Consider the following 19,139-nt stretch of genomic DNA (forward strand, 5'->3'; position numbering starts at 1 on the left):
CCCTAACATAAGGATCGGACGCGTGCAACATCGCAGGCGCTCCTTGCGCCTTCGCGTTGCCACAAAGGCCAGTTCCCCACAACGCCGGCCGCCTTGCGAGAAGCGAGCCGACATTGGAAGAAGGGACGAATGAGGCTAGAGACGAGGGCATGACTCCGCCTTTGTCACCCCGAGGTGGGCCATGACGCTGGGACCGTCCGTTCTCGTTGCCGGCGGCGCCAATCTCGACATCAAGTGCCGGGCCGACGGGCCGGTGGTGATGCGCACGTCCAATCCGGGCACGGCCACCGTCGCCTGCGGCGGGGTTGCCCGCAACGTTGCCGAGCACCTCGCCGGCCGCGGTGCCGCCGTGCGCCTCCTGACGGTCCTCGGCGAGGATGCCGCGGGCGAGCGCATCTGGCGCGAAACGCAGGCGGCGGGCGTCGACATGTCGCTCTGTCTCCGCGCGGCGCTGCCGACGGGCAGCTATACGGCGGTGCTCGACCATGAAGGGGAACTGGTGGTCGCCGTGGCAGCCATGCACATCCTCGATGCGCTCGACACGGCCGCCATCGCCGCGCGGGAGGAGGCGGTCCTGGAAGCCGCCTTCATCGTCGCCGACGCCAATCTCTCGCCACCGGCGCTCGCGCGGCTGGCCCGCCTTGCGGGCGCCCATGGCCGCCCCCTGGCGCTCGAGCCGGTCTCGGTCGCCAAGGCGGCGCGCCTCGCGCCGATCCTCGCCGCGGGCGTGCCCGTGGCTCTGATGACCCCGAACCGTGACGAGCTTGCCGCCCTCGCGGGGTTGCCGGTGGATGGCGAGGCGGCCCTTGCGGCAGCGACGCGCACGCTCCATGGGCGCGGCGTGCACCGCCTCGCCGTGGGCCTGGGCGCCCACGGCGTCTTCCTGTCGACGGCGGAGGGCGAAACCGCCCTTCTGCCGGCCCCTGCCGCCGGCCGGGCGCGCGATGTCACGGGCGCCGGCGATGCGGCGCTCGCCGGCACTGTCTTCGGCCTTCTCAGCGGATGGGACTTTACGACGGCGGCGTGCGAGGGGCAGAGAATGGCGGCGGCGGTCGTCACCGGGCGTGATGAGGCCGTGCAGGAGGAGTTTGCGCGATGACCGACGTCACCCCCCTTCTGTCGCCCGAGGTGGCCGATGCGCTCGCGGCCGGGCGGCCCGTGGTCGCCCTCGAATCCACCATCATCGCCCACGGCATGGCTTATCCCGCCAATCTGGAGACGGCGCGCCGGGTCGAGGCCATCGTGCGCGCCGGCGGCGCCGTGCCGGCGACCATCGCCGTCCTCGACCGGCGCATCCGCATCGGCCTCGACGACGCCGGCCTCGAGAGACTGGCCACCGCCCGCGACGTCATGAAGGCGAGCACGCGCGAGGTGCCGCTCGCGCTCGCCACGGGGCGCGACGCCGCGACGACTGTCGCTTCCACCATGCGCCTCGCCGCCATGGCGGGCATCGCCGTCTTCGCCACCGGCGGCATCGGCGGCGTGCACCGCGGTGCGGCGACGAGCTTCGACATCTCCGCCGACCTGACGGAGCTCTCGCGCACACCGGTCGCCGTCGTCTCGGCCGGGGCGAAGGCCATCCTCGACCTCGCCCTGACGCTCGAGATGCTGGAGACGCTCGGCGTGCCGGTGGTTTCGGTCGGCACGGACATCTTCCCCGCCTTCTACTCGCGCGACAGCGGCCTTGCCGCCCCGGCGCGGCTCGACACGGCTGGCGAGATCGCCGCCTTCATCCGGGCGCACAGGGCGCTCGGCCTCACCTCGGGCGTGCTTGTCGCCAACCCCATTCCGGCAGAGCACGAGATCCCGGGCGCCGAGATCGCCCCCGTGATCGAATCGGCCTTGCTCGAGGCCGCCGCGCAGGGCATTACCGGCAAGGAGGTGACGCCCTTTCTCCTGCCACGCGTCGCCGAGGCTACCGCCGGTCGCAGCCTCAAGGCCAATATTGCACTTGTCGAGAACAACGCCGTGCTCGCCGCCCAGATCGCGGTGGCGCTCGCCGCGGAAGGCCGGTGAGAAGCCGGCGGAGATGGGCCTTACATGAAACTCATCGGGTCGACGTCCACCGTCACGCGGATGCGCTGCGGCGGCTTCGGCGTTCGCGCGATCCAGGCGCGCAGGTAGCCCTGCAGGTCGCTGTCGCGCGCTGCCCGCACCAGGAGGCGGAAGCGGTAGCGGCCTCGGATGAGGGCGAGCGGCGCCTCCGCCGGGCCGAGCACGTCGATGCCCTCCGGTGCTTCGGCCGAGCGGGCGAGGGCCCGGGCATGCGCCTCGGCCTCGCCGCGGTCGGGCGCCGAGACGATGATGGCAGCGAGGCGCCCGAAAGGCGGCAGGCCGGCAGCCTCGCGCACCGCCTCCTCCTCGGCGTAGAAGGCCGCGGCATCGCCCGACAGCAGCGCGCGCATCACCGGATGGTCGGGCTGGTAGGTCTGCAGCAGCGCTCGCCCCGGCCGGTCGCCGCGCCCGGCCCGTCCCGTCACCTGTTGCAGGAGCTGGAAGGTGCGCTCGGAGGCGCGCGGGTCGCCGCTCGCAAGGCCCACATCGGCATCGACCACGCCGACGAGTGTCAGTTGCGGGAAGTTGTGGCCCTTGGCGACCAACTGCGTGCCGATGATGATGTCGGCCTCGCCCGCGGCGATGGCCTCGAGCTCGCGGCGCAGGCGCTCGATCCCGCCGGGAAAGTCACTCGACAGCGTGATGACGCGCGCATCCGGGAAATGCTCCACGACCTCCTCGGCGAGCCGCTCGACGCCCGGTCCGCAGGCGGCGAGCGCATCGACGGTGCCGCATTCCGGGCAATTGTCCGGCCGCCGCTCCACGTGGCCGCAATGGTGGCAGACGAGGGCGCGGCGGAAGCGGTGTTCCACCAGCCAGGCCGAGCAGTTGGGGCACTGGAAGCGGTGGCCGCAGCTGCGGCAGAGCGTCAAGGGCGCATAGCCACGCCGGTTGAGGAAGAGCAGGCTCTGCTCGCCGGCCGCGCGCGTCTCGCGCATCGCGGCAAGGAGCGGCGGCGACAGCCAACGGCCGCGCTCGGGGGCCTTCTTGCGCATGTCGATAGCGCGCATCGTCGGCAAGGTGCGGCCGCCGAAACGCTCGGGCAGCACGAGGTGGCGATAGCGCCCGCGCGCCGCATTGACGCGCGTCTCGACCGACGGGGTGGCGGAAGCGAGGACGACGGGTGCCTTGTCGATGCGCGCCCGCACGATGGCCATGTCGCGCGCGTGGTAGAGCGCCCCTTCCTCCTGCTTGTAGGCCTGCTCGTGCTCCTCGTCGACGACGACGAGGCCGAGGTCGCTGAAGGGCAGGAAGAGGGCCGAACGGGCGCCGGCAACCACTTTCACCTCCCCCGAGGCGACGGCCCGGTGCAGACGCTCGCGCCTGCGGCTGGAGATGCCCGAGTGCCACTCGGCCGGGGCCGTGCCGAAGCGGGCGGCGAAACGGCCGAGGAACTGTGCCGTGAGCGCGATCTCGGGCATCAGGATCAGCGCCTGCCGACCCTGCCGCAGGGCCTCGGCCACCGCCTCGAAATAGACCTCCGTCTTGCCCGAGCCGGTGACGCCCTCGACGAGCGTCACCGAGAAACTGCGCTCGGCGACGGCCGCGCGCAGGACCGCCGCGGCCCGCTCCTGGTCCGGCGACAGCGCCGCCGGCGCATGCTCCGGATCCGGCAGGCCCGCCACCGGTTCCGGCGGCAGGGCGACCGCCTCCAGCGTGCCGGTATCGACGAGGCCGTTGATCACGGCAAGGCTCACGCCGGCGCGCTCGGCGAGGTCCCCCTTGGTGTAGACGAGCCCGCCCTCGGCCGCGGCGATGACCCGGAGACGAGCCGCGGTCAGGCGCTCGGGCGGCTCGCCGGCGAGGCGCACGCCGACGCGCACCTGTTCCGCCCGGTCCTCGCCCGGGATGCGCAGGGCGAGGCGCATGGCAAGCCCGAGCGGGGCGAGCGTGTACCAGGCGATCCAGTCGATGAGCCGGCGCAGGTCCTCCCCCATGGGCGGCACGTCCACCCGGCCGAGGACGCTCTTGAGGTTGGCGCCCGCGCCTTCGCGCAACGCCCAGACGACGCCAACCGTCTCACGCGGGCCGAGCGGCACGACGACGACATCGCCCTCCGCCAGCGCCGCGCCGGCGGGCACGGCGTAGGAATAGGCCTTGTCGAGCGCCACGGGCACGACGATGTCGGCGATGCGGCTTCCCGCCCGCCCCTCGTTCACTGCGCCGTTTTCGGAAGGCATGTCCATGCGCCCTGGCATAACACCGATTCGCCCGCCTGTTCACGCGCCGTTAGGGCAGCCGGTGGATGCTTCGTCCATGATCGACCTACCCGACGACACCTTCCGTGCCTGCCAGTCATGGCTCGCCCATCTTGCCGGCGAGCGGCGCCTGTCGCCGAAGACGCTGGAGGCCTATGGCCGCGACGCGCGCCAGTTCTTCGCCTTCCTCACCGATCATCTCGGCGGACCGCCGACGCTCGACGCCATCGCGCGGCTGAAGCCGATGGACCTGCGCGCCTTCTTCGCCGCCCGCCGCGCGGCCGGTGTCACCGGGCGCTCGCTGATGCGCCAGCTCGCGGCGCTGCGCTCCTTCGCCCGGCATCTGGAACGCGGCGGTCTTGGCACGGCATCGGCTTTCGTCGCCATGCGCGCGCCGAAGGTGTCGAAAGGCCTGCCCCGCCCGCTGACCGCCGAGGCCGCGCGCGCGGTGGCGGATGCCGACAGCCGTGCCGGCGAAGAGCGGGACGGTTGGATTCTCCAGCGCGACGCGGCCGTGATGACGCTGCTCTACGGCTGCGGCCTGCGCATCTCCGAGGCGCTCGGCCTCAAAGGGGCGGACGCCAAGGCGCTCGCGGCGGGCAGCATCATCGTCACCGGCAAGGGTGGCAAGATGCGCGAGGTGCCGGTGCTGCCGCAGGTGGCGCGGGCGGTGGCGGACTATGTCGCCGCCTGCCCCTACCAGCTCAAGGCGGACGGGCCGCTCTTCGTCGGCGCCCGCGGCGGCCCGCTGTCGCCGCGCATCATCCAGCTCGCCATGGAGCGCCTGCGCGGCGCCCTCGGCCTGCCGGCGAGCGCGACGCCGCACGCCCTGCGCCATTCCTTCGCCAGCCACCTGCTCGGCCGCGGTGGCGACCTGCGCGCCATCCAGGAACTGCTCGGCCACGCCTCGCTGTCGACGACGCAGATCTACACCAAGGTCGACGCCACCCGGCTGCTCGCCGCCTACGACGCGGCGCACCCGCGGGCATGAGGCTTTGCAACCGTGAGGCCCGGCAAGGAGAGGGCCTGGAGTGACGCTCCGGGTCCCCTTGTCGCTCGGCGCCATGCGCTTCGGCGCAGTTCTGCTGGCCTGTTGAGGCGTCGCCTCCCACCGTCATGCCCGCGCTCGTCGCGGGCATCCACGCCTTGTCACGATGTGCAACATCTGGGCGATGGCCGGGACAGCCCGGCCACGACGGATGGTGCGCCGATCGGCCCCGCTTCCATCCCTGAACAGCGGACGGTCGGGCCGGCCCTGGCGGCCGCCGTCTCGACCGGGCGCCGCGCTCACATGTGGATGGCGCGCTTCTCCACGGCCATCGCCGCCTCCTTCACCGCTTCCGAGCGGGTGGGGTGGGCGTGGCAGGTGCGGGCGAGATCCTCGGACGAGCCGCCGAACTCCATCAGCACGGCCGCCTCGTGGATCATCTCGCCAGCCTCGGCACCGATGACGTGCACGCCGAGCACCTTGTCGGTGGTCGCGTCGGCGAGCACCTTCACGAAGCCGTCGGTCTCCTGGTTCACCTTGGCGCGGCCGTTGGCGGTGAAGGGAAACTTGCCGACTGAATAGGCGATGCCGGCCTCCTTCAGCTCCTCCTCCGTCTTGCCGACGGCGGCGACCTCCGGGAATGTGTAGACCACGCCCGGGATGACGTCGTAGTTCACGTGACCCGCCTTGCCGGCGATGATCTCGGCCACCGCGACACCCTCATCTTCGGCCTTGTGGGCGAGCATGGGACCGGCGATGACGTCGCCGATAGCGTAGATGCCCGGCACCTTGGTCTGAAAATGGGCATCGACCACGATGCGGCCGCGCTTGTCGGTCTCGATGCCCACGTCGTCGAGCCCCAGGCCCTTGGTGTAGGGCACGCGGCCGATGGCGACGAGCACGATGTCGGCCTCGATCACATCGGCCGCGCCGCCGGCAGCGGGCTCGACGGTGACCTTGGCCCCATCGGCGCCGGTCTCGACCTTCGTCACCTTGCTGCCGAGCTTGAAAGCAAAGCCCTGCTTGGCCAGCATGCGCTGGAAGTTCTTGGCCACCTCTCCGTCCATGCCGGGCAGGATGCGGTCCAGGAATTCGACCACGGTGACTTCGGCGCCGAGGCGCCGCCATACCGAGCCGAGCTCGAGGCCGATGACGCCGGCACCGACGACGACGAGCTTGCCCGGCACCTTGGAAAGCTCCAGCGCGCCCGTGGACGAGACGACGACCTTCTCGTCGATGGTCACGCCCGGCAGCTGCGCGACGTCCGAGCCGGTGGCGATGACGATGTTCTTCGTCTCCAGCGTCTGGACCGTGCCGTCCTCGGCCTTCACCTCCACCTTGCCGGGGGCGAGGATGCGGCCCGTGCCGTTGAAGGCGTCGATCTTGTTCTTCTTCAGCAGGAACTCGACGCCCTTGGTGTTGCCGTCGATGCCCTCCTGCTTGAAGGCGAGCATCTGCTTGAGGTCGAGCTTCGGCGCGGCGACGGAGATGCCCATCCCGGCGAAGGCGTGCCCCGCTTCCTCGAAGCGGTGCGAGGCGTGCAGCAGCGCCTTGGAGGGGATGCAGCCGACGTTGAGGCAGGTGCCGCCGTGCGTCTTGCGCTTCTCCACCACGGCAACCTTCTGGCCGAGCTGGGCGGTGCGGATGGCACAGACATAGCCGCCGGGGCCGGTGCCGATGACGATTGTGTCGTAGGACATGGGGCGGGCTCCGTGTGAGACGTCATGGCCGGGTCGCCCCGGCCACGGATGCGTCCCGGTCGAGCGGGAAAGGATCCGGCGGAATGCCGGTCGGGCGGGATCAGAGGTCGAGCACGAGGCGCGCCGGGTCCTCGAGGTTCTCCTTCACGCGCACCAGGAAGGTGACGGCTTCCTTGCCGTCGATAATGCGGTGGTCATAGGAGAGCGCGAGATACATCATCGGGCGGATGACGACCTGGCCGTTGCGGGCGACCGGGCGCTCCTCGATGCGGTGCATGCCGAGGATGGCCGACTGCGGCGCATTGAGGATCGGCGTCGAGAGCAGCGAGCCGTAGACGCCGCCGTTGGAGATGGTGAAGGTGCCACCCTGCATCTCCTCGATCTTCAGCTGGCCGTCGCGGGCGCGCTTGCCGAAGTCACCGATCGTCTTCTCGATGCCGGCGACCGAGAGCTGGTCGGCATCGCGCACCACCGGCACGACGAGGCCCTTGTCGGTGCCGACGGCGACGCCGACGTGATAGTAGTTCTTGTAGATGATGTCGCTGCCGTCGATCTCGGCGTTGACGGCCGGCAGCTCCTTCAGCGCCTGCACGCAGGCCTTCACGAAGAAGCCCATGAAGCCGAGCTTGACCCCATGCTTCTTCTCGAAGGCATCCTTGTACTGGCTGCGCAGTGCCATCACGCCCGACATGTCGACGTCGTTGAACGTCGTCAGCATGGCGGCGGTCTGCTGAGCGTCCTTGAGGCGGCGGGCGATGGTCTGGCGCAGCTTGGTCATGCGCACGCGCTCCTCGCGCGAGGCATCGTCCGGCGCCGAGGGGGCGCGGACCTGCACCGGGGCGGACGGCGCCGGCGAGGCGGAGACGCCCGAGGCGACGGCGGCCAGCATGTCACCCTTGGTCACGCGCCCGTCCTTGCCGGTACCGCCGACGGTGGCCGGGGAGACGCCCGTCTCCTCGGCGATGCGGCGCACCGCCGGACCATGGTCGTCGGCGGCGCCGGGCGCCGCGGCCTTTGAGGCTTCCGCCTTGGGCGCCTCTTCCTTCTTCTCCGCAGGCTTCTCGGCCGTCTTGGCGACCGCGCCGCCCGCACCCTCGGTGATGGAGCCGAGGAGAGCGCCGACCTCCACCGTGTCGCCCTCGTTCACCGTCACTTCGGCGAGGACGCCGGCGGAGGGTGCATTGACCTCGAGCGTGACCTTGTCGGTCTCGAGCTCGACGAGCGGCTCGTCGGCCTTCACGGCCTCGCCGGGCTTCTTGAACCAGCGGCCGATGGTGGCCTCGGTGACGGATTCGCCCAGGGTGGGCACGCGGATTTCGGTCGCCATGATCTTCGTTTCGTCTCTAGGCCACGCGGCCGGGTTGAAAGGGCAGGGGGCGGCCTTGCCGCCGCCCCGGCGTTACGCGGCGAAAGCCTCGTCGAGGAAGGCCTGCAGCTGGGCGAGGTGCTTCGACATCAGGCCCGTGGCGGTGGCGGCGGAGGCCGCCCGGCCGACGTAGCGCGGACGCTTCACCTTGGAGCCGGCATGGTCGAGCACCCACTCGAGATAGGGCTCGACGAAGGTCCAGGCGCCCATGTTCTTGGGTTCCTCCTGGCACCAGATCACCTCGGCGCGCGGGAAGCGTTGCAGCTCGGTGGCCAGCGATTTGGCCGGGAAGGGGTAGAGCTGTTCGGTGCGGAGCAGATAGACGTCGTCGATGCCCCGCTTCTCCCGCTCCTCGTAGAGGTCGTAATAGACCTTGCCCGAGCACAGAACGACGCGACGGATCTTGTCGTCCTTGACAAGCTTGATCGCCTCGCCCGGGAGCCGCTCGGCATCGTCCTTGAGGATGCGGTGGAAGGTCGTGCCCTCGCCGAGCTCGGCAAGGCTCGACACGCAGCGCTTGTGGCGCAGCAGCGACTTTGGTGTCATCAGAATGAGCGGTTTGCGGAAGTCCCGCTTCAGTTGCCGGCGCAGGATGTGGAAGTAGTTCGCCGGCGTCGTGCAGTTGGCGACCTGCATGTTGTCTTCGGCGCACATCTGCAGGTAGCGCTCGAGACGGGCGGAGGAGTGTTCCGGCCCCTGGCCCTCGTAGCCGTGCGGCAGCAGCAGGACGAGACCGGACATGCGCAGCCACTTGCGCTCGCCCGAGGAGATGAACTGGTCCACGACGACCTGCGCGCCATTGGCGAAGTCGCCGAACTGCGCCTCCCACAGCGTCAACGCGTTGGGCTCGGACAGGGTGTAGCCGTATTCGAAGCCGAGTACCGCCTCTTCCGAGAGCATCGAGTTGATGACCTCGTAGCGCGCCTGTCCCTCGCGAATGTTGTTGAGGGGTGTGTAGCGATCTTCGTTCTCCTGGTCGACCAGGACGGAATGGCGCTGACTGAAGGTGCCGCGCTCGCTGTCCTGGCCGGACAGGCGCACGGGGTGCCCCTCGAGCACGAGCGAGCCGAAGGCGAGCGCCTCGGCGGTCGCCCAGTCAATACCCTCTCCGGTCTCAACCATCTTGCGACGGTTGTCGAGAAAGCGCTTGATCGTGCGGTGCACGTTGAAGCCTTCCGGTACGTCGCAGATGCGTTCGCCGATCGTCTTCAGCGTGTCGACCGAGACGCCCGAGGCGCCGCGGCGCGGATCGTCGGCGTCCTCGCGCACGGCCTTGAGGCCGGACCAGCGCCCGTCGAGCCAGTCGGCCTTGTTGGGCTTGTATGATTGGGCCGCCTCGAACTCCATGTCGAGCTTGGCACGCCACTGCTCGCGCGCCTCGTCGACCTCGGCCTGGGTGACGACCTTCTCGTCGACGAGCTTCTTCGCGTAGATCTCCAGCGTCGAGGGATGCTGGCGGATCTTCTTGTACATCAGCGGCTGGGTGAAAGCCGGCTCGTCGCCCTCGTTGTGACCGAAGCGACGGTAGCAGAACATGTCGATGACGACCGGCTTGTGGAACTTCTGCCGGAACTCCGTCGCGATCTTGGCAGCGAAGGTCACGGCCTCCGGATCGTCGCCGTTGACGTGGAAGACCGGCGCCTCAACCATCTTCGCTACGTCGGACGGATAGGGCGAGGAGCGCGAGTAGCGCGGGTTGGTCGTGAAGCCGATCTGGTTGTTGATGATGAAGTGCAGCGAGCCGCCGGTGCGGTGGCCCTTGAGGCCCGAGAGGCCGAGGCACTCGGCCACGACGCCCTGGCCGGCGAAGGCCGCATCGCCGTGGATGAGGAGCGGCAGCACCTTGGAGCGCTCGATGGTGTCGCCGAGCTGGTCCTGCTTGGCACGCACCTTGCCGAGCACGACGGGATCGACGATCTCGAGGTGCGAGGGGTTGGCGGTCAGCGACAGGTGCACCTTGTTGCCGTCGAACTCGCGGTCGGCCGAGGCGCCGAGGTGGTACTTCACGTCACCCGAGCCTTCCACGTCGTCCGGGGCGAAGGAGCCGCCCTTGAACTCGTGGAAGATGGCGCGGTGCGGCTTGCCCATCACCTGGGCGAGTACGTTGAGGCGGCCGCGGTGGGCCATGCCGAAGACGATGTCCTCGACGCCGAGCGCGCCGCCCCGCTTGATGATCTGCTCCAGCGCCGGGATGATCGCCTCGCCGCCGTCGAGGCCGAAGCGCTTGGTACCGGTATACTTGATGTCGAGGAACTTCTCGAAGCCCTCGGCCTCGATGAGCTTGTTGAGGATCGCCCGCTTGCCGCGGTCGGTGAAGGCGATCTCCTTGTCCGGTCCCTCGATGCGTTCCTGGATCCACGCCTTCTCGGTCGGGTCCGAGATGTGCATGAACTCGACGCCGAGCGTCTGGCAATAGGTGCGGCGCAGGATCGAGAGCATCTGATTGATGGTCGCGAACTCGAGGCCGAGCACATTGTCGATGAAGATCGGCCGGTCGTAGTCGGCTTCCGTGAAGCCGTAGGTCGCCGGATGCAGCTCCTCGTGATCCTTGCGGGGCTCGATGGCGAGCGGGTCAAGGTCGGCATGCAGATGGCCGCGCATGCGGTAGGCACGGATCATCATGAGGGCGCGCACGGAATCGCGCGTCGCCTGCAGCACCTGCGCCTCGGGCAGTTCGACGCCCGACTTCTGCGCCTTCGCCTTGATCTTGTCGCCGACGGCCTTGTCGACCGGCGCCCAGTTGCCGTCGAGCGCCGAGACAAGCTCACCGTTGAGCGGCACGGGCCAGTGCGGCTTCTTCCAGGAGGCGCCCCGCGCATTCTTCGTGATCAGCGCGGCCTCGTCCTTGAGGCCTGCGAAGAACGTTTGCCACTCGGCATCGACCGAGGTCGGGTTCTGCTGGTAGCGGGCGTACAGCTCCTCGATGTAGGCGGCATTGCCGCCGTAGAGGAACGAGGTTTGGGCGAAGAGATCGTTGGCGTCCTGGCGTGCCATTGGTCCTGGTCCTGCCGGAACCTTCGAGGAGGATCCTCGACGGATGTCAGGGCCGGTTGCCCGGCCCCGGATCCGCAGCCTCCGGTTGGGCTGCGGATGGTGGAAGGACCGCCCAAGAGCGGTCCGAGAATGGCGAAATCAAGTCGAACCTTATGAAGGATGCGTGAGCAAAAGGTTGCCGTCGCCCACGCATCGCCGCTTCGTCAGCCCTTGAGGACTTCGACGAGGGTTTTGCCCAGCCGCGCCGGGGAGGGCGACACGCGGATGCCTGCCGCCTCCATGGCTGCGATCTTGTCTTCGGCGCCGCCCTTGCCGCCGGAGATGATGGCGCCGGCATGGCCCATGCGGCGGCCGGGCGGGGCAGTGCGGCCCGCGATGAAACCGACCATCGGCTTCTTGCGGCCTTTCTTCGCCTCCGCCTTGAGGAATTCGGCGGCCTCCTCCTCGGCCGAGCCGCCAATCTCGCCGATCATGATGATCGACTCGGTCTTGGGGTCGGAGAGGAACAGGTCGAGCACCTCGATGAACTCGGTGCCCTTCACCGGGTCGCCGCCGATGCCCACGGCCGAGGTCTGGCCGAGGCCTTCCTGGGTCGTCTGGAACACGGCCTCGTAGGTCAGCGTGCCCGAACGCGAGACGATGCCGACGTTGCCGGGGCGGAAGATGTTACCCGGCATGATGCCGATCTTCGATTCGCCCGCTGTCACGACGCCCGGGCAATTCGGACCGATGAGGCGCGACTTGGAGCCCGAGAGGGCGCGCTTGACCTTCACCATGTCGAGCACCGGGATGCCCTCGGTGATGCAGACGATGAGCGGGATCTCGGCCGCGATCGCTTCGCAGATCGCGTCCGCCGCACCCGCCGGCGGCACGTAGATGACGGAAGCGTCGGCGCCGGTCTTCTCGCGCGCCTCGGCCACCGTGTCGAACACGGGCAGGCCGAGATGCGTCGAGCCGCCTTTGCCCGGCGAGGTGCCGCCGACCATCTTGGTGCCGTAGGCGATAGCCTGCTCGGAGTGGAAGGTGCCGTTCTTGCCGGTGAAGCCCTGGCAGATGACCTTGGTGTTCTTGTCGATGAGGATGGACATCGGTCAGGCTCCCTTCACGGCCTTGACGATCTTCTGCGCCGCGTCGTCGAGGTCGTCGGCGGAAATGACGTTGAGGCCGGATTCGTTCAGGATCTTCTTGCCAAGCTCGACATTGGTGCCCTCCAGGCGCACGACGAGCGGCACCTTGAGGCCGACCTCCTTCACCGCGGCGATCACGCCCTCGGCGATGACGTCGCACTTCATGATGCCGCCGAAGATGTTGACGAGGATGCCCTTCACGTTCGGATCGGCGGTGATGATCTTGAAGGCCGCGGTGACCTTCTCCTTCGAGGCGCCGCCACCGACATCGAGGAAGTTCGCCGGCTCCTCGCCGTAGAGCTTGATGATGTCCATCGTCGCCATGGCGAGGCCGGCGCCGTTGACCATGCAGCCGATAGTGCCGTCGAGGGCGATGTAGGCGAGGTCGTGCTTGGACGCCTCGATCTCCTTCTCGTCCTCCTCGGTCACGTCGCGCAGGGCGACGACGTCCGGGTGCCGGTAGAGAGCGTTGGAATCGAAGGACACCTTGGCGTCGAGGCACTTCAGCTCACCGCCCTTGGTGACGATCAGCGGGTTGATCTCGAGCATCGCCATGTCCTTGGCGACGAAGGCGGCATAGAGCTTGGCGACGAGGCTCTCGGCCTGTTTGGCGAGGTCGCCGGAAAGGCCGAGCGCCCTGGCGACCGTGCGGCCGTGGTGCGGCATCACGCCGGTCGCAGGGTCGATCGAGAAGGTGTGGATCTTCTCGGGGGTGCTGTGTGCCACCTCCTCGATGTCCATGCCGCCTTCCGTCGAGACGACGAAGGCGACGCGGCTCGTGGCGCGGTCGACGAGGGCTGAGAGGTAGAACTCGCGCTCGATGTCCGAGCCGTCCTCGATGTAGATGCGGTTGACCTGTTTGCCGGCGGGGCCGGTCTGAACAGTCACGAGCGTGTTGCCGAGCATCTGGCCGACGAAGGTCTTCACCTCCTCGACGGACTTGGCGAGGCGGACGCCGCCCTTCTCGCCCGCCTCGGGCTCCTTGAACTTGCCCTTGCCGCGCCCCCCGGCGTGGATCTGGCTCTTGACGACCCACAGCGGCCCGCCGAGCTCTTTCGCCGCGGCTTCCGCCTCGTCGACGGAGAACACGGCCTTGCCGGCCGAGACCGGGGCGCCGAATTCCTTCAGGACGGCCTTGGCCTGGTACTCGTGAATGTTCATGAGGGTGTCCCTTCTTGGCGGGGCAGTCGGCAATCGCCGTCGGCAGCGGGCAGTCGTCGCGTCTCCATCGCCGGCTGCCTGCGGCCGACTGCCTCCCCGATCAGCCGGCGAAGGCCGGGTTGATGCCCTTGCAGGCCTCGACGAGGCCCTGCACGGACGCGACCGACTTCTCGAACATCGCCTTCTCGGCGCCGTCCAGTTCGATCTCGACGATGCGCTCCACGCCGCCGGCGCCGATGACGATCGGCACGCCGACGAACATGTCCTTGACGCCGTACTCACCGTCGAGGTGGGCGGCGCAGGGCAGCACGCGCTTTTTGTCCTTGAGGTAGCTTTCGGCCATGGCGATGGCCGAGGCCGCAGGTGCGTAGAAAGCCGAGCCGGTCTTCAGCAGGTTGACGATCTCGCCGCCGCCCTTGCGGGTGCGCTCGACGATGGCGTCGAGCCTGTCCTGGCTGGTCCAGCCCATCTTGACGAGGTCCGGCAGCGGGATGCCGGCGACCGTCGAGTAACGTACCAGCGGCACCATGTCGTCCCCGTGGCCGCCGAGCACGAAGGCGGTGACGTCCTCCACCGAGACCTTGAACTCCTCGGCGAGGAAGTAGCGGAAGCGGGCCGAGTCGAGCACGCCGGCCATGCCGACGATCTTGTTCTTCGGCAGGCCGGAGGCCTTCTGCAGCGCCCACACCATGGCGTCGAGCGGGTTGGTGATGCAGATGACGAAGGCGTCCGGGGCATACTGCTTGATACCCTGGCCGACCGATTCCATCACCTTGAGGTTGATGCCGAGCAGGTCGTCGCGGCTCATGCCTGGCTTGCGCGGTACGCCGGCGGTGACGATGATGACGTCCGCGCCCTCGATATCCGCATAGGACTGGGTGCCCTTGTAGGCGGCGTCGAAGCCGTCCACCGGGGAGGACTCGGCGAGGTCGAGGCCTTTGCCCTGCGGAATGCCTTCGGCGATGTCGAAGAGCACGACGTCGCCGAGCTCCTTCAAGCCGACGAGATGGGCGAGGGTGCCGCCGATCTGGCCGGCGCCGATCAGCGCGATCTTCTTACGGGCCATGTGAGAAACCGTCCTTCAGTTCGAGGAGGGGACGCATCCCGGAAAACCGCGGTTTCTTTGACTCAAACGGGGTTCTGCTTCAAGACGTGCAAAACCCGCCGCGGTGATGGCCTTTGCCGGCAGGGCCGTTCGCACGCACCGGCCTCGGCGCCGAAAAGAAAGATGGTGCAAGGGCTTGGCGAGTTCCAGCGGCCCATGGCCCGGGTCTGCCGCCCGCCGAGTCTTTTTGTTACAGTTTTCAGATATTGTAACTCGAAGCAGGCTCGCCCCCCGCGAGGCTCGTCGGGCGCGTCGGAGCGCATTCATACATAGCCGGCTTTGAGCGCCCTCAGCGCGATACGCATGGTCGTTGCCAGTCGCTCCTCCAGCATGTCGCGCGGGCGCTCGGTGTCGAGTTTGACGGCCGTCGGATGGGTGAAGCGAAAGAGGATGTCGGTGAGGAAGGTCAGCGCCTGCTCGCGGTCCTTGGGGTTGAAGGTCCCGGTCGCCAGCCCCTCGTCCACGACGCGGCCGACGAACATGCGCACGCGGCCGCGGTGGCGCCGGGCGACGCCGCGGTTCGCCTCGGCGGCGGCGACGAAGAGGTCGAAGATCGGCGGGTCGTTCTCGGCAAGGTCGCGATAGTCGCGCGCGAGCGCGAGGATGAGCCGCTCCAGCTTGTCGTCCGCCGGGTCCGGCGCGCTCGCGACGTCGGCGAGGAATGTCTCGACCGGGCGCAGGGCCGCCTGCACCACGGCGTCGAGCAGGTCGCGCTTGGAGGGGAAGTAGCGGTACACATTGGCATGCGTCATGCCCGCTTCCTGGGCGACGCCGACGACCGTGACGCGCGTCGCCCCGAGGCGGCGCACGTGCTCGGCCGCGATGTCGAGCAGCCTTACGTCCGCCGTCTGCGGTGTCGTGCGGGCTGCCCGGCGCGGGATGTTCATGTCTCGACGAGGCCCGTCGTGTCGCCCGAGGCGCGGGAATCGCCCTGGCCATGCGGCAGGGCGAGATAGTCTTCCGACCGCATCTCGATGAGCCGCGACACCGTGCGGTCGAACTCGAAGACCTCGCGTCCCTGGTCCGCCCGGTAGAGCGCGTGCGGTTCCGCTTCGGCCGAGGCGATGAGCTTCACGTGCTTCTCGTAGAGCGTGTCGATGAGCGTGATGAAACGCTTGGCCGCATTACGCTGGGCAAGGTCCATTACCGGAATGCCGGCGAGAATGATGCAGTGGTAGCGCTCGGCGAGAGCGAGGTAGTCCGAGGCGCCGAGCGGACGCTCGCAGAGCTCGGCAAAGGAGAAGCGCGCCACACCATCGCTCGCTTCCGGCACCGGCACCGTGCGCCCCTTCACGTGCACCGCCGCCGGCCTGCCCTCGTGCCGGCCGGTGAGGCGGAAGAAGGCCTCGTCCAGCGCCGCCTCGGCCGCCGCGTCGGCCGGCACGTGATAGACCGGGCTGCCGGCCAGCTTCTCCAGACGGTAGTCGGTGCGGGAATCGAGCCGGATCACCTCGACCCGGCTCGTCAGCAGGTCGATGAACGGCAGGAACAGCGCCCGGTTGAGTCCGTTTTCGTAGAGGCGGTTCGGCTCCACGTTCGACGTGGCCACGACAGTGACGCCGCGGGCAAAGAGGGCCGTGAACAGCCGGCCGAGGATCATCGCATCGGCGATATCCGTGACAGTGAACTCGTCGAAGCACAGGAGCCAGGCCTCGGCTGCCAGCGCATCCGCCACATGCGGAATGGGGTCGCCGTCCCTCTCGCGGCCGTCCTTGACCTTCTGGCGATGGGTGAAGATGCGTTCGTGCACATCGGCCATGAAGGCGTGGAAATGGGCGCGGCGCTTGCGCTCGGGCGGCGCGACCTCGAAGAAGAGGTCCATCAGCATGGTCTTGCCGCGGCCCACCGAGCCCCAGATGTAGAGACCCTTGAGGGGCTCGGCCTTTTCGTTGCGCTTGCCGAACAGCCAGCCGAGCGGACTCGCCTTGCGCGCAAGGCGCCGCTCGCCGAGCCGCTGTGCGAGTTCGTCGAGCCGCGCTACCAGCCTTTCCTGCGCCGGGTCGCGCTCGATCACGCCCTCGCTGACGAGGGCGTCGTAGCGTGCGCGCACGCTGGCGGCGGTCTGCCGGGAAAGACGAGGCTCGATGGTCACGGGAGAGGATTTAGCGCCTCGCACCGCGCCGCACAATCGCCTCTCTGGCGTGCGGCGGCGGCTCAGCCCGGCTCGCGTGGCATGAGGTCGTAAGGATGGGCCCAGCCGGGCAGGGCGGCGATGCGCCGTGTCCAGGCGTCGATGTTGGAGAAGGCGGACCGGTCGATGCCGGTGTCCTCTGGATAATAGAGATATCCGACCATGGAGATGTCGGCGATGGTCGGCGTCTCGCCGACCATGAAAGAGCGCTTGGCGAGGTGCTTCTCGACGATGTCGAAGGCGGCGAGCGCGCGGCCACGCAGAAACTCTGTCACCGGGCTCTCGCCCATCTTCTTGAGGCCGACCATGAAGCGCAGCGTGGCAAAATAGCTGGTGAACTTGTGGTTGTCGAAGAGGATCCAGCGCAGGATATCGTAGCGCTCCCCGGCGTCGTGCCCGCCGAAACGTCCATGCCGTTCGGCGAGAAGGGTGAGGATCGCCCCGCTCTGGCTGAGTCGCTGCCCGCCGTGCTCCAGCACCGGGACCTCGCCCATTTCGTTGCAACTGTCGCGAAAGGCCGGGCTGCGCGTCTCACCGTTGAAGAAGTCGACGAAGCGCGGCTGCCAGTCGCAACCGCACAGGTTGAGCATCAGGGCCACCTTGTAGGCGTTCCCGGACTGGCCGAAGCAGTGGAGGATGTAGTCGCTCATCGCTGGGCCCTGCGCCTCTCTCTCGCATGCCGATCTCGCGCGCCAGTTGAACGCAAACGGGCATTCGGCACCAGAGTGTTGCGGCATCCCGGTGCTTGAATTTCATGTTGCATTGCACAATATGTGCCGGGTCTAGGGAAACCGCGCCCTCGGGGGTCGAAGCAACATCGACCACCGAGAGAACGACGATGGACACATTCTCCGGGCTTTCCGGCACTATTCGCAAGCTGTTCGCGGCCGATCTGCCCGCGTTCCGCGCCCATTTGCTGCGCCTCGATCCCGCCAGCCGCCACAGCCGCTTTATCGGGGTGGTGACCGACGCGTATCTCGCCGACTATGCCGACCGATGCCTGGCCTCGCGCGGGCTCGTCTTCGGTTATGTCGAGGGCGGGATCGTGCGCGGCGCGGCCGAACTGCAGCCCTTCGAGATCGGCGGCGAGCGACGGGCCGAGGCCGCCTTCAGCGTCGAGCGCGGCTGGCGTCGGCGCGGCATCGGCAGCGCGCTCTTTGCCCGCCTCCTCGTCAGCGCCCGCAACCGCGGCGTTGCCGCGCTCGTCGTCAACTGCATGAGCGAAAACGGCGCCATGCGCGCGCTGGCGCGGCGCTTCTCGGCCGAGATCGCCTTCGAGCGCGGCGATCTCATCGGCACGATCAGAGGCCTCGGGCCGACGCCTTTCTCCCTGGCCGAAGAAATGATTGACGATGCGCACGGCCTTGCCATGAGCGCGCTCGACTACCAGCGACACTTCATGGCTCCGCCTCAGGCTCAAAACTGAAAAAGGGCGCCGTGGCGCCCTTTCGCGTCAGCTTGTATCGCCTTCAGCGTGACAAGGTGAGGGGCGCCCCGGATTTGGCGAGCACCCCGTTGAACGAGCTGCCGCCGCCCTTGAGGCGCGCCACGACGCTACCGCGCGAATAGAGATAGACCTCGCCGTCGCGCAGGTCCCAGGCATTGACGCTCTGCAGGTCGCGCCCGGCGCAGCCCGAGGTGGAGGCCTTGTAGAGATCGAGCGCGGGTGCGCTCGACAGCGTGATGCGACAGGAGCCGCCGGCGGCTTCGCGCGCCGTCCAGCCCCCTGTCACCGCGCTGCGCGTCGGCGCGGCAGGCGCACTCGTCGGCTGGCTGCCAAGGCTCGCGACGGGCCCCGGGGTGCCGCCGGTGCCCGAAAGCGTACCGTCCGGGCCGAGCGTGCCGGGCGCGACGGTGGAGCCATCGGGTGCCGCGGCCGTCCCCGGCGCGGGCGGCAGCGGGCTGGCGATCACCTCAGCCGAGGCAGATGGCGGTAGCGGCTCGAAGTCCGATCCGCTCGTGGCCGCGCCGGCGCTGCGGTAGCCCGATCCGGTAGCAGGACCTGGCGAGCTGGCGAAGCGGTCCGATGCGCAGGCGGCGACGATGAGCAGCGGCGCGAGGGCCGCCAGGCGCGGCGCGATACGCATGGCGCTCGCGCCGCGCCGGGCCAGTTCGGTCGTCGCATCGTGCATCGTCGGTCTCATGCTGTCCCGCTCCCGCTCTTCCTTCGGCGCACCTGCCTCCTCGCAAGGCAGCGCAGGCACGCAAGACACCACGTTCGTCATGCCGTAAACGGCTTGGTCGGGCAAGCCCGGGCGGGTGAAATGGCGGATGCGCTGGCCCCGGGAGGGTCTGCCCGGCACGCAGCGTGGCG

15 protein-coding genes are annotated in these 19,139 nt (G+C 68.8%); 4 read left to right on the forward strand and 11 right to left on the reverse strand.

Annotation, left to right across the window (positions count from 1 at the left end; all coding sequences use genetic code 11):
• Positions 1–181: 181 nt before the first annotated feature.
• Both BOQ54_RS01930 and BOQ54_RS01935 read left to right on the forward strand, forming a co-directional pair.
• Positions 182–1,099 carry a carbohydrate kinase family protein gene (locus tag BOQ54_RS01930; protein ID WP_063188073.1) on the forward strand — a complete coding sequence of 306 codons (918 nt, stop codon included), beginning with the start codon at positions 182–184 and terminating at the stop codon, positions 1,097–1,099.
• Entirely contained in the window at positions 1,096–2,016 is a 921-nt protein-coding gene (locus BOQ54_RS01935; RefSeq protein WP_071923144.1) for a pseudouridine-5'-phosphate glycosidase, read from the forward strand. The genes BOQ54_RS01930 and BOQ54_RS01935 overlap by 4 nt, the downstream gene beginning before the upstream one ends.
• Positions 2,017–2,036: 20 nt before the next feature.
• Here the strand turns inward: BOQ54_RS01935 and BOQ54_RS01940 are convergent, their stop codons facing one another.
• Positions 2,037–4,241 (reverse strand): primosomal protein N', encoded by a 2,205-nt coding sequence (locus tag BOQ54_RS01940; protein WP_083585872.1) that lies wholly within the window; start codon positions 4,239–4,241, stop codon positions 2,037–2,039.
• Positions 4,242–4,311: 70 nt separating this feature from the next.
• Here BOQ54_RS01940 and BOQ54_RS01945 point away from each other — a divergent pair, with 70 nt between their 5' ends.
• Positions 4,312–5,244 (forward strand): tyrosine recombinase XerC, encoded by a 933-nt coding sequence (locus BOQ54_RS01945; protein ID WP_071923145.1) that lies wholly within the window; start codon positions 4,312–4,314, stop codon positions 5,242–5,244.
• 296 nt (positions 5,245–5,540) lie between these two features.
• Here the strand turns inward: BOQ54_RS01945 and lpdA are convergent, their stop codons facing one another.
• The 9 genes from lpdA to BOQ54_RS01990 all read right to left on the reverse strand — a co-directional run bounded on the left by lpdA (position 5,541) and on the right by BOQ54_RS01990 (position 17,475).
• Positions 5,541–6,941, reverse strand: a complete 1,401-nt coding sequence (gene lpdA / locus BOQ54_RS01950; protein WP_055459845.1) for a dihydrolipoyl dehydrogenase — start codon at positions 6,939–6,941, stop codon at positions 5,541–5,543.
• 100 nt (positions 6,942–7,041) lie between these two features.
• Positions 7,042–8,268 carry a 2-oxoglutarate dehydrogenase complex dihydrolipoyllysine-residue succinyltransferase gene (gene odhB / locus BOQ54_RS01955; RefSeq protein ID WP_055459844.1) on the reverse strand — a complete coding sequence of 409 codons (1,227 nt, stop codon included), beginning with the start codon at positions 8,266–8,268 and terminating at the stop codon, positions 7,042–7,044.
• 72 nt (positions 8,269–8,340) lie between these two features.
• On the reverse strand, positions 8,341–11,301 hold the full coding sequence (locus BOQ54_RS01960) for a 2-oxoglutarate dehydrogenase E1 component (RefSeq protein WP_071923146.1): 2,961 nt from the start codon (positions 11,299–11,301) through the stop codon (positions 8,341–8,343).
• Between the two features lie 203 nt (positions 11,302–11,504).
• Entirely contained in the window at positions 11,505–12,389 is an 885-nt protein-coding gene (gene sucD, locus BOQ54_RS01965; protein ID WP_055459842.1) for a succinate--CoA ligase subunit alpha, read from the reverse strand.
• A gap of 3 nt (positions 12,390–12,392) precedes the next feature.
• Positions 12,393–13,589 (reverse strand): ADP-forming succinate--CoA ligase subunit beta, encoded by a 1,197-nt coding sequence (gene sucC, locus BOQ54_RS01970; RefSeq protein ID WP_071923147.1) that lies wholly within the window; start codon positions 13,587–13,589, stop codon positions 12,393–12,395.
• Positions 13,590–13,689: 100 nt separating this feature from the next.
• Complete coding sequence (gene mdh / locus BOQ54_RS01975; RefSeq protein ID WP_055459840.1) at positions 13,690–14,655, reverse strand: malate dehydrogenase; 966 nt, start codon at positions 14,653–14,655, stop codon at positions 13,690–13,692.
• Positions 14,656–14,957: 302 nt separating this feature from the next.
• Positions 14,958–15,581 carry a TetR/AcrR family transcriptional regulator gene (locus BOQ54_RS01980; protein ID WP_055459839.1) on the reverse strand — a complete coding sequence of 208 codons (624 nt, stop codon included), beginning with the start codon at positions 15,579–15,581 and terminating at the stop codon, positions 14,958–14,960.
• Positions 15,578–16,786 (reverse strand): cell division protein ZapE, encoded by a 1,209-nt coding sequence (zapE, locus tag BOQ54_RS01985; protein ID WP_186438015.1) that lies wholly within the window; start codon positions 16,784–16,786, stop codon positions 15,578–15,580. The genes BOQ54_RS01980 and zapE overlap by 4 nt, the downstream gene beginning before the upstream one ends.
• A gap of 62 nt (positions 16,787–16,848) precedes the next feature.
• The gene (locus BOQ54_RS01990) at positions 16,849–17,475 is read right to left on the reverse strand and encodes a glutathione S-transferase family protein (protein ID WP_071923148.1); all 627 of its coding nucleotides are present in this window, start codon (positions 17,473–17,475) and stop codon (positions 16,849–16,851) included.
• Between the two features lie 104 nt (positions 17,476–17,579).
• Here BOQ54_RS01990 and BOQ54_RS01995 point away from each other — a divergent pair, with 104 nt between their 5' ends.
• On the forward strand, positions 17,580–18,251 hold the full coding sequence (locus BOQ54_RS01995) for a GNAT family N-acetyltransferase (protein ID WP_141659686.1): 672 nt from the start codon (positions 17,580–17,582) through the stop codon (positions 18,249–18,251).
• 43 nt (positions 18,252–18,294) lie between these two features.
• On the opposite strand, the gene BOQ54_RS02000 is transcribed toward BOQ54_RS01995, so the two are convergent.
• Positions 18,295–18,969, reverse strand: a complete 675-nt coding sequence (locus BOQ54_RS02000; protein ID WP_245280551.1) for an AprI/Inh family metalloprotease inhibitor — start codon at positions 18,967–18,969, stop codon at positions 18,295–18,297.
• Positions 18,970–19,139: the final 170 nt, after the last annotated feature.

Origin of the sequence: Chelatococcus daeguensis, from assembly GCF_001887265.1 — a bacterium.
GTDB lineage: Bacteria > Pseudomonadota > Alphaproteobacteria > Rhizobiales > Beijerinckiaceae > Chelatococcus_A > Chelatococcus_A sambhunathii.

What these genes read in the sequence shown, in the direction of transcription:
- BOQ54_RS01945 (WP_071923145.1), top strand. Translation starts at nt 4,312, where the DNA reads ATGATCGACCTACCCGACGACACCTTCCGTGCCTGCCAGTCATGGCTC.
- mdh (WP_055459840.1), bottom strand. Translation starts at nt 14,655, where the DNA reads ATGGCCCGTAAGAAGATCGCGCTGATCGGCGCCGGCCAGATCGGCGGC.
- BOQ54_RS01990 (WP_071923148.1), bottom strand. Translation starts at nt 17,475, where the DNA reads ATGAGCGACTACATCCTCCACTGCTTCGGCCAGTCCGGGAACGCCTAC.
- BOQ54_RS01995 (WP_141659686.1), top strand. Translation starts at nt 17,580, where the DNA reads ATGTTGCATTGCACAATATGTGCCGGGTCTAGGGAAACCGCGCCCTCG.
- BOQ54_RS01940 (WP_083585872.1), bottom strand. Translation starts at nt 4,241, where the DNA reads ATGGACATGCCTTCCGAAAACGGCGCAGTGAACGAGGGGCGGGCGGGA.
- sucC (WP_071923147.1), bottom strand. Translation starts at nt 13,589, where the DNA reads ATGAACATTCACGAGTACCAGGCCAAGGCCGTCCTGAAGGAATTCGGC.
- BOQ54_RS01935 (WP_071923144.1), top strand. Translation starts at nt 1,096, where the DNA reads ATGACCGACGTCACCCCCCTTCTGTCGCCCGAGGTGGCCGATGCGCTC.
- BOQ54_RS02000 (WP_245280551.1), bottom strand. Translation starts at nt 18,969, where the DNA reads ATGAGACCGACGATGCACGATGCGACGACCGAACTGGCCCGGCGCGGC.
- BOQ54_RS01980 (WP_055459839.1), bottom strand. Translation starts at nt 15,581, where the DNA reads ATGAACATCCCGCGCCGGGCAGCCCGCACGACACCGCAGACGGCGGAC.
- BOQ54_RS01960 (WP_071923146.1), bottom strand. Translation starts at nt 11,301, where the DNA reads ATGGCACGCCAGGACGCCAACGATCTCTTCGCCCAAACCTCGTTCCTC.
- BOQ54_RS01930 (WP_063188073.1), top strand. Translation starts at nt 182, where the DNA reads ATGACGCTGGGACCGTCCGTTCTCGTTGCCGGCGGCGCCAATCTCGAC.
- odhB (WP_055459844.1), bottom strand. Translation starts at nt 8,268, where the DNA reads ATGGCGACCGAAATCCGCGTGCCCACCCTGGGCGAATCCGTCACCGAG.
- sucD (WP_055459842.1), bottom strand. Translation starts at nt 12,389, where the DNA reads ATGTCCATCCTCATCGACAAGAACACCAAGGTCATCTGCCAGGGCTTC.
- lpdA (WP_055459845.1), bottom strand. Translation starts at nt 6,941, where the DNA reads ATGTCCTACGACACAATCGTCATCGGCACCGGCCCCGGCGGCTATGTC.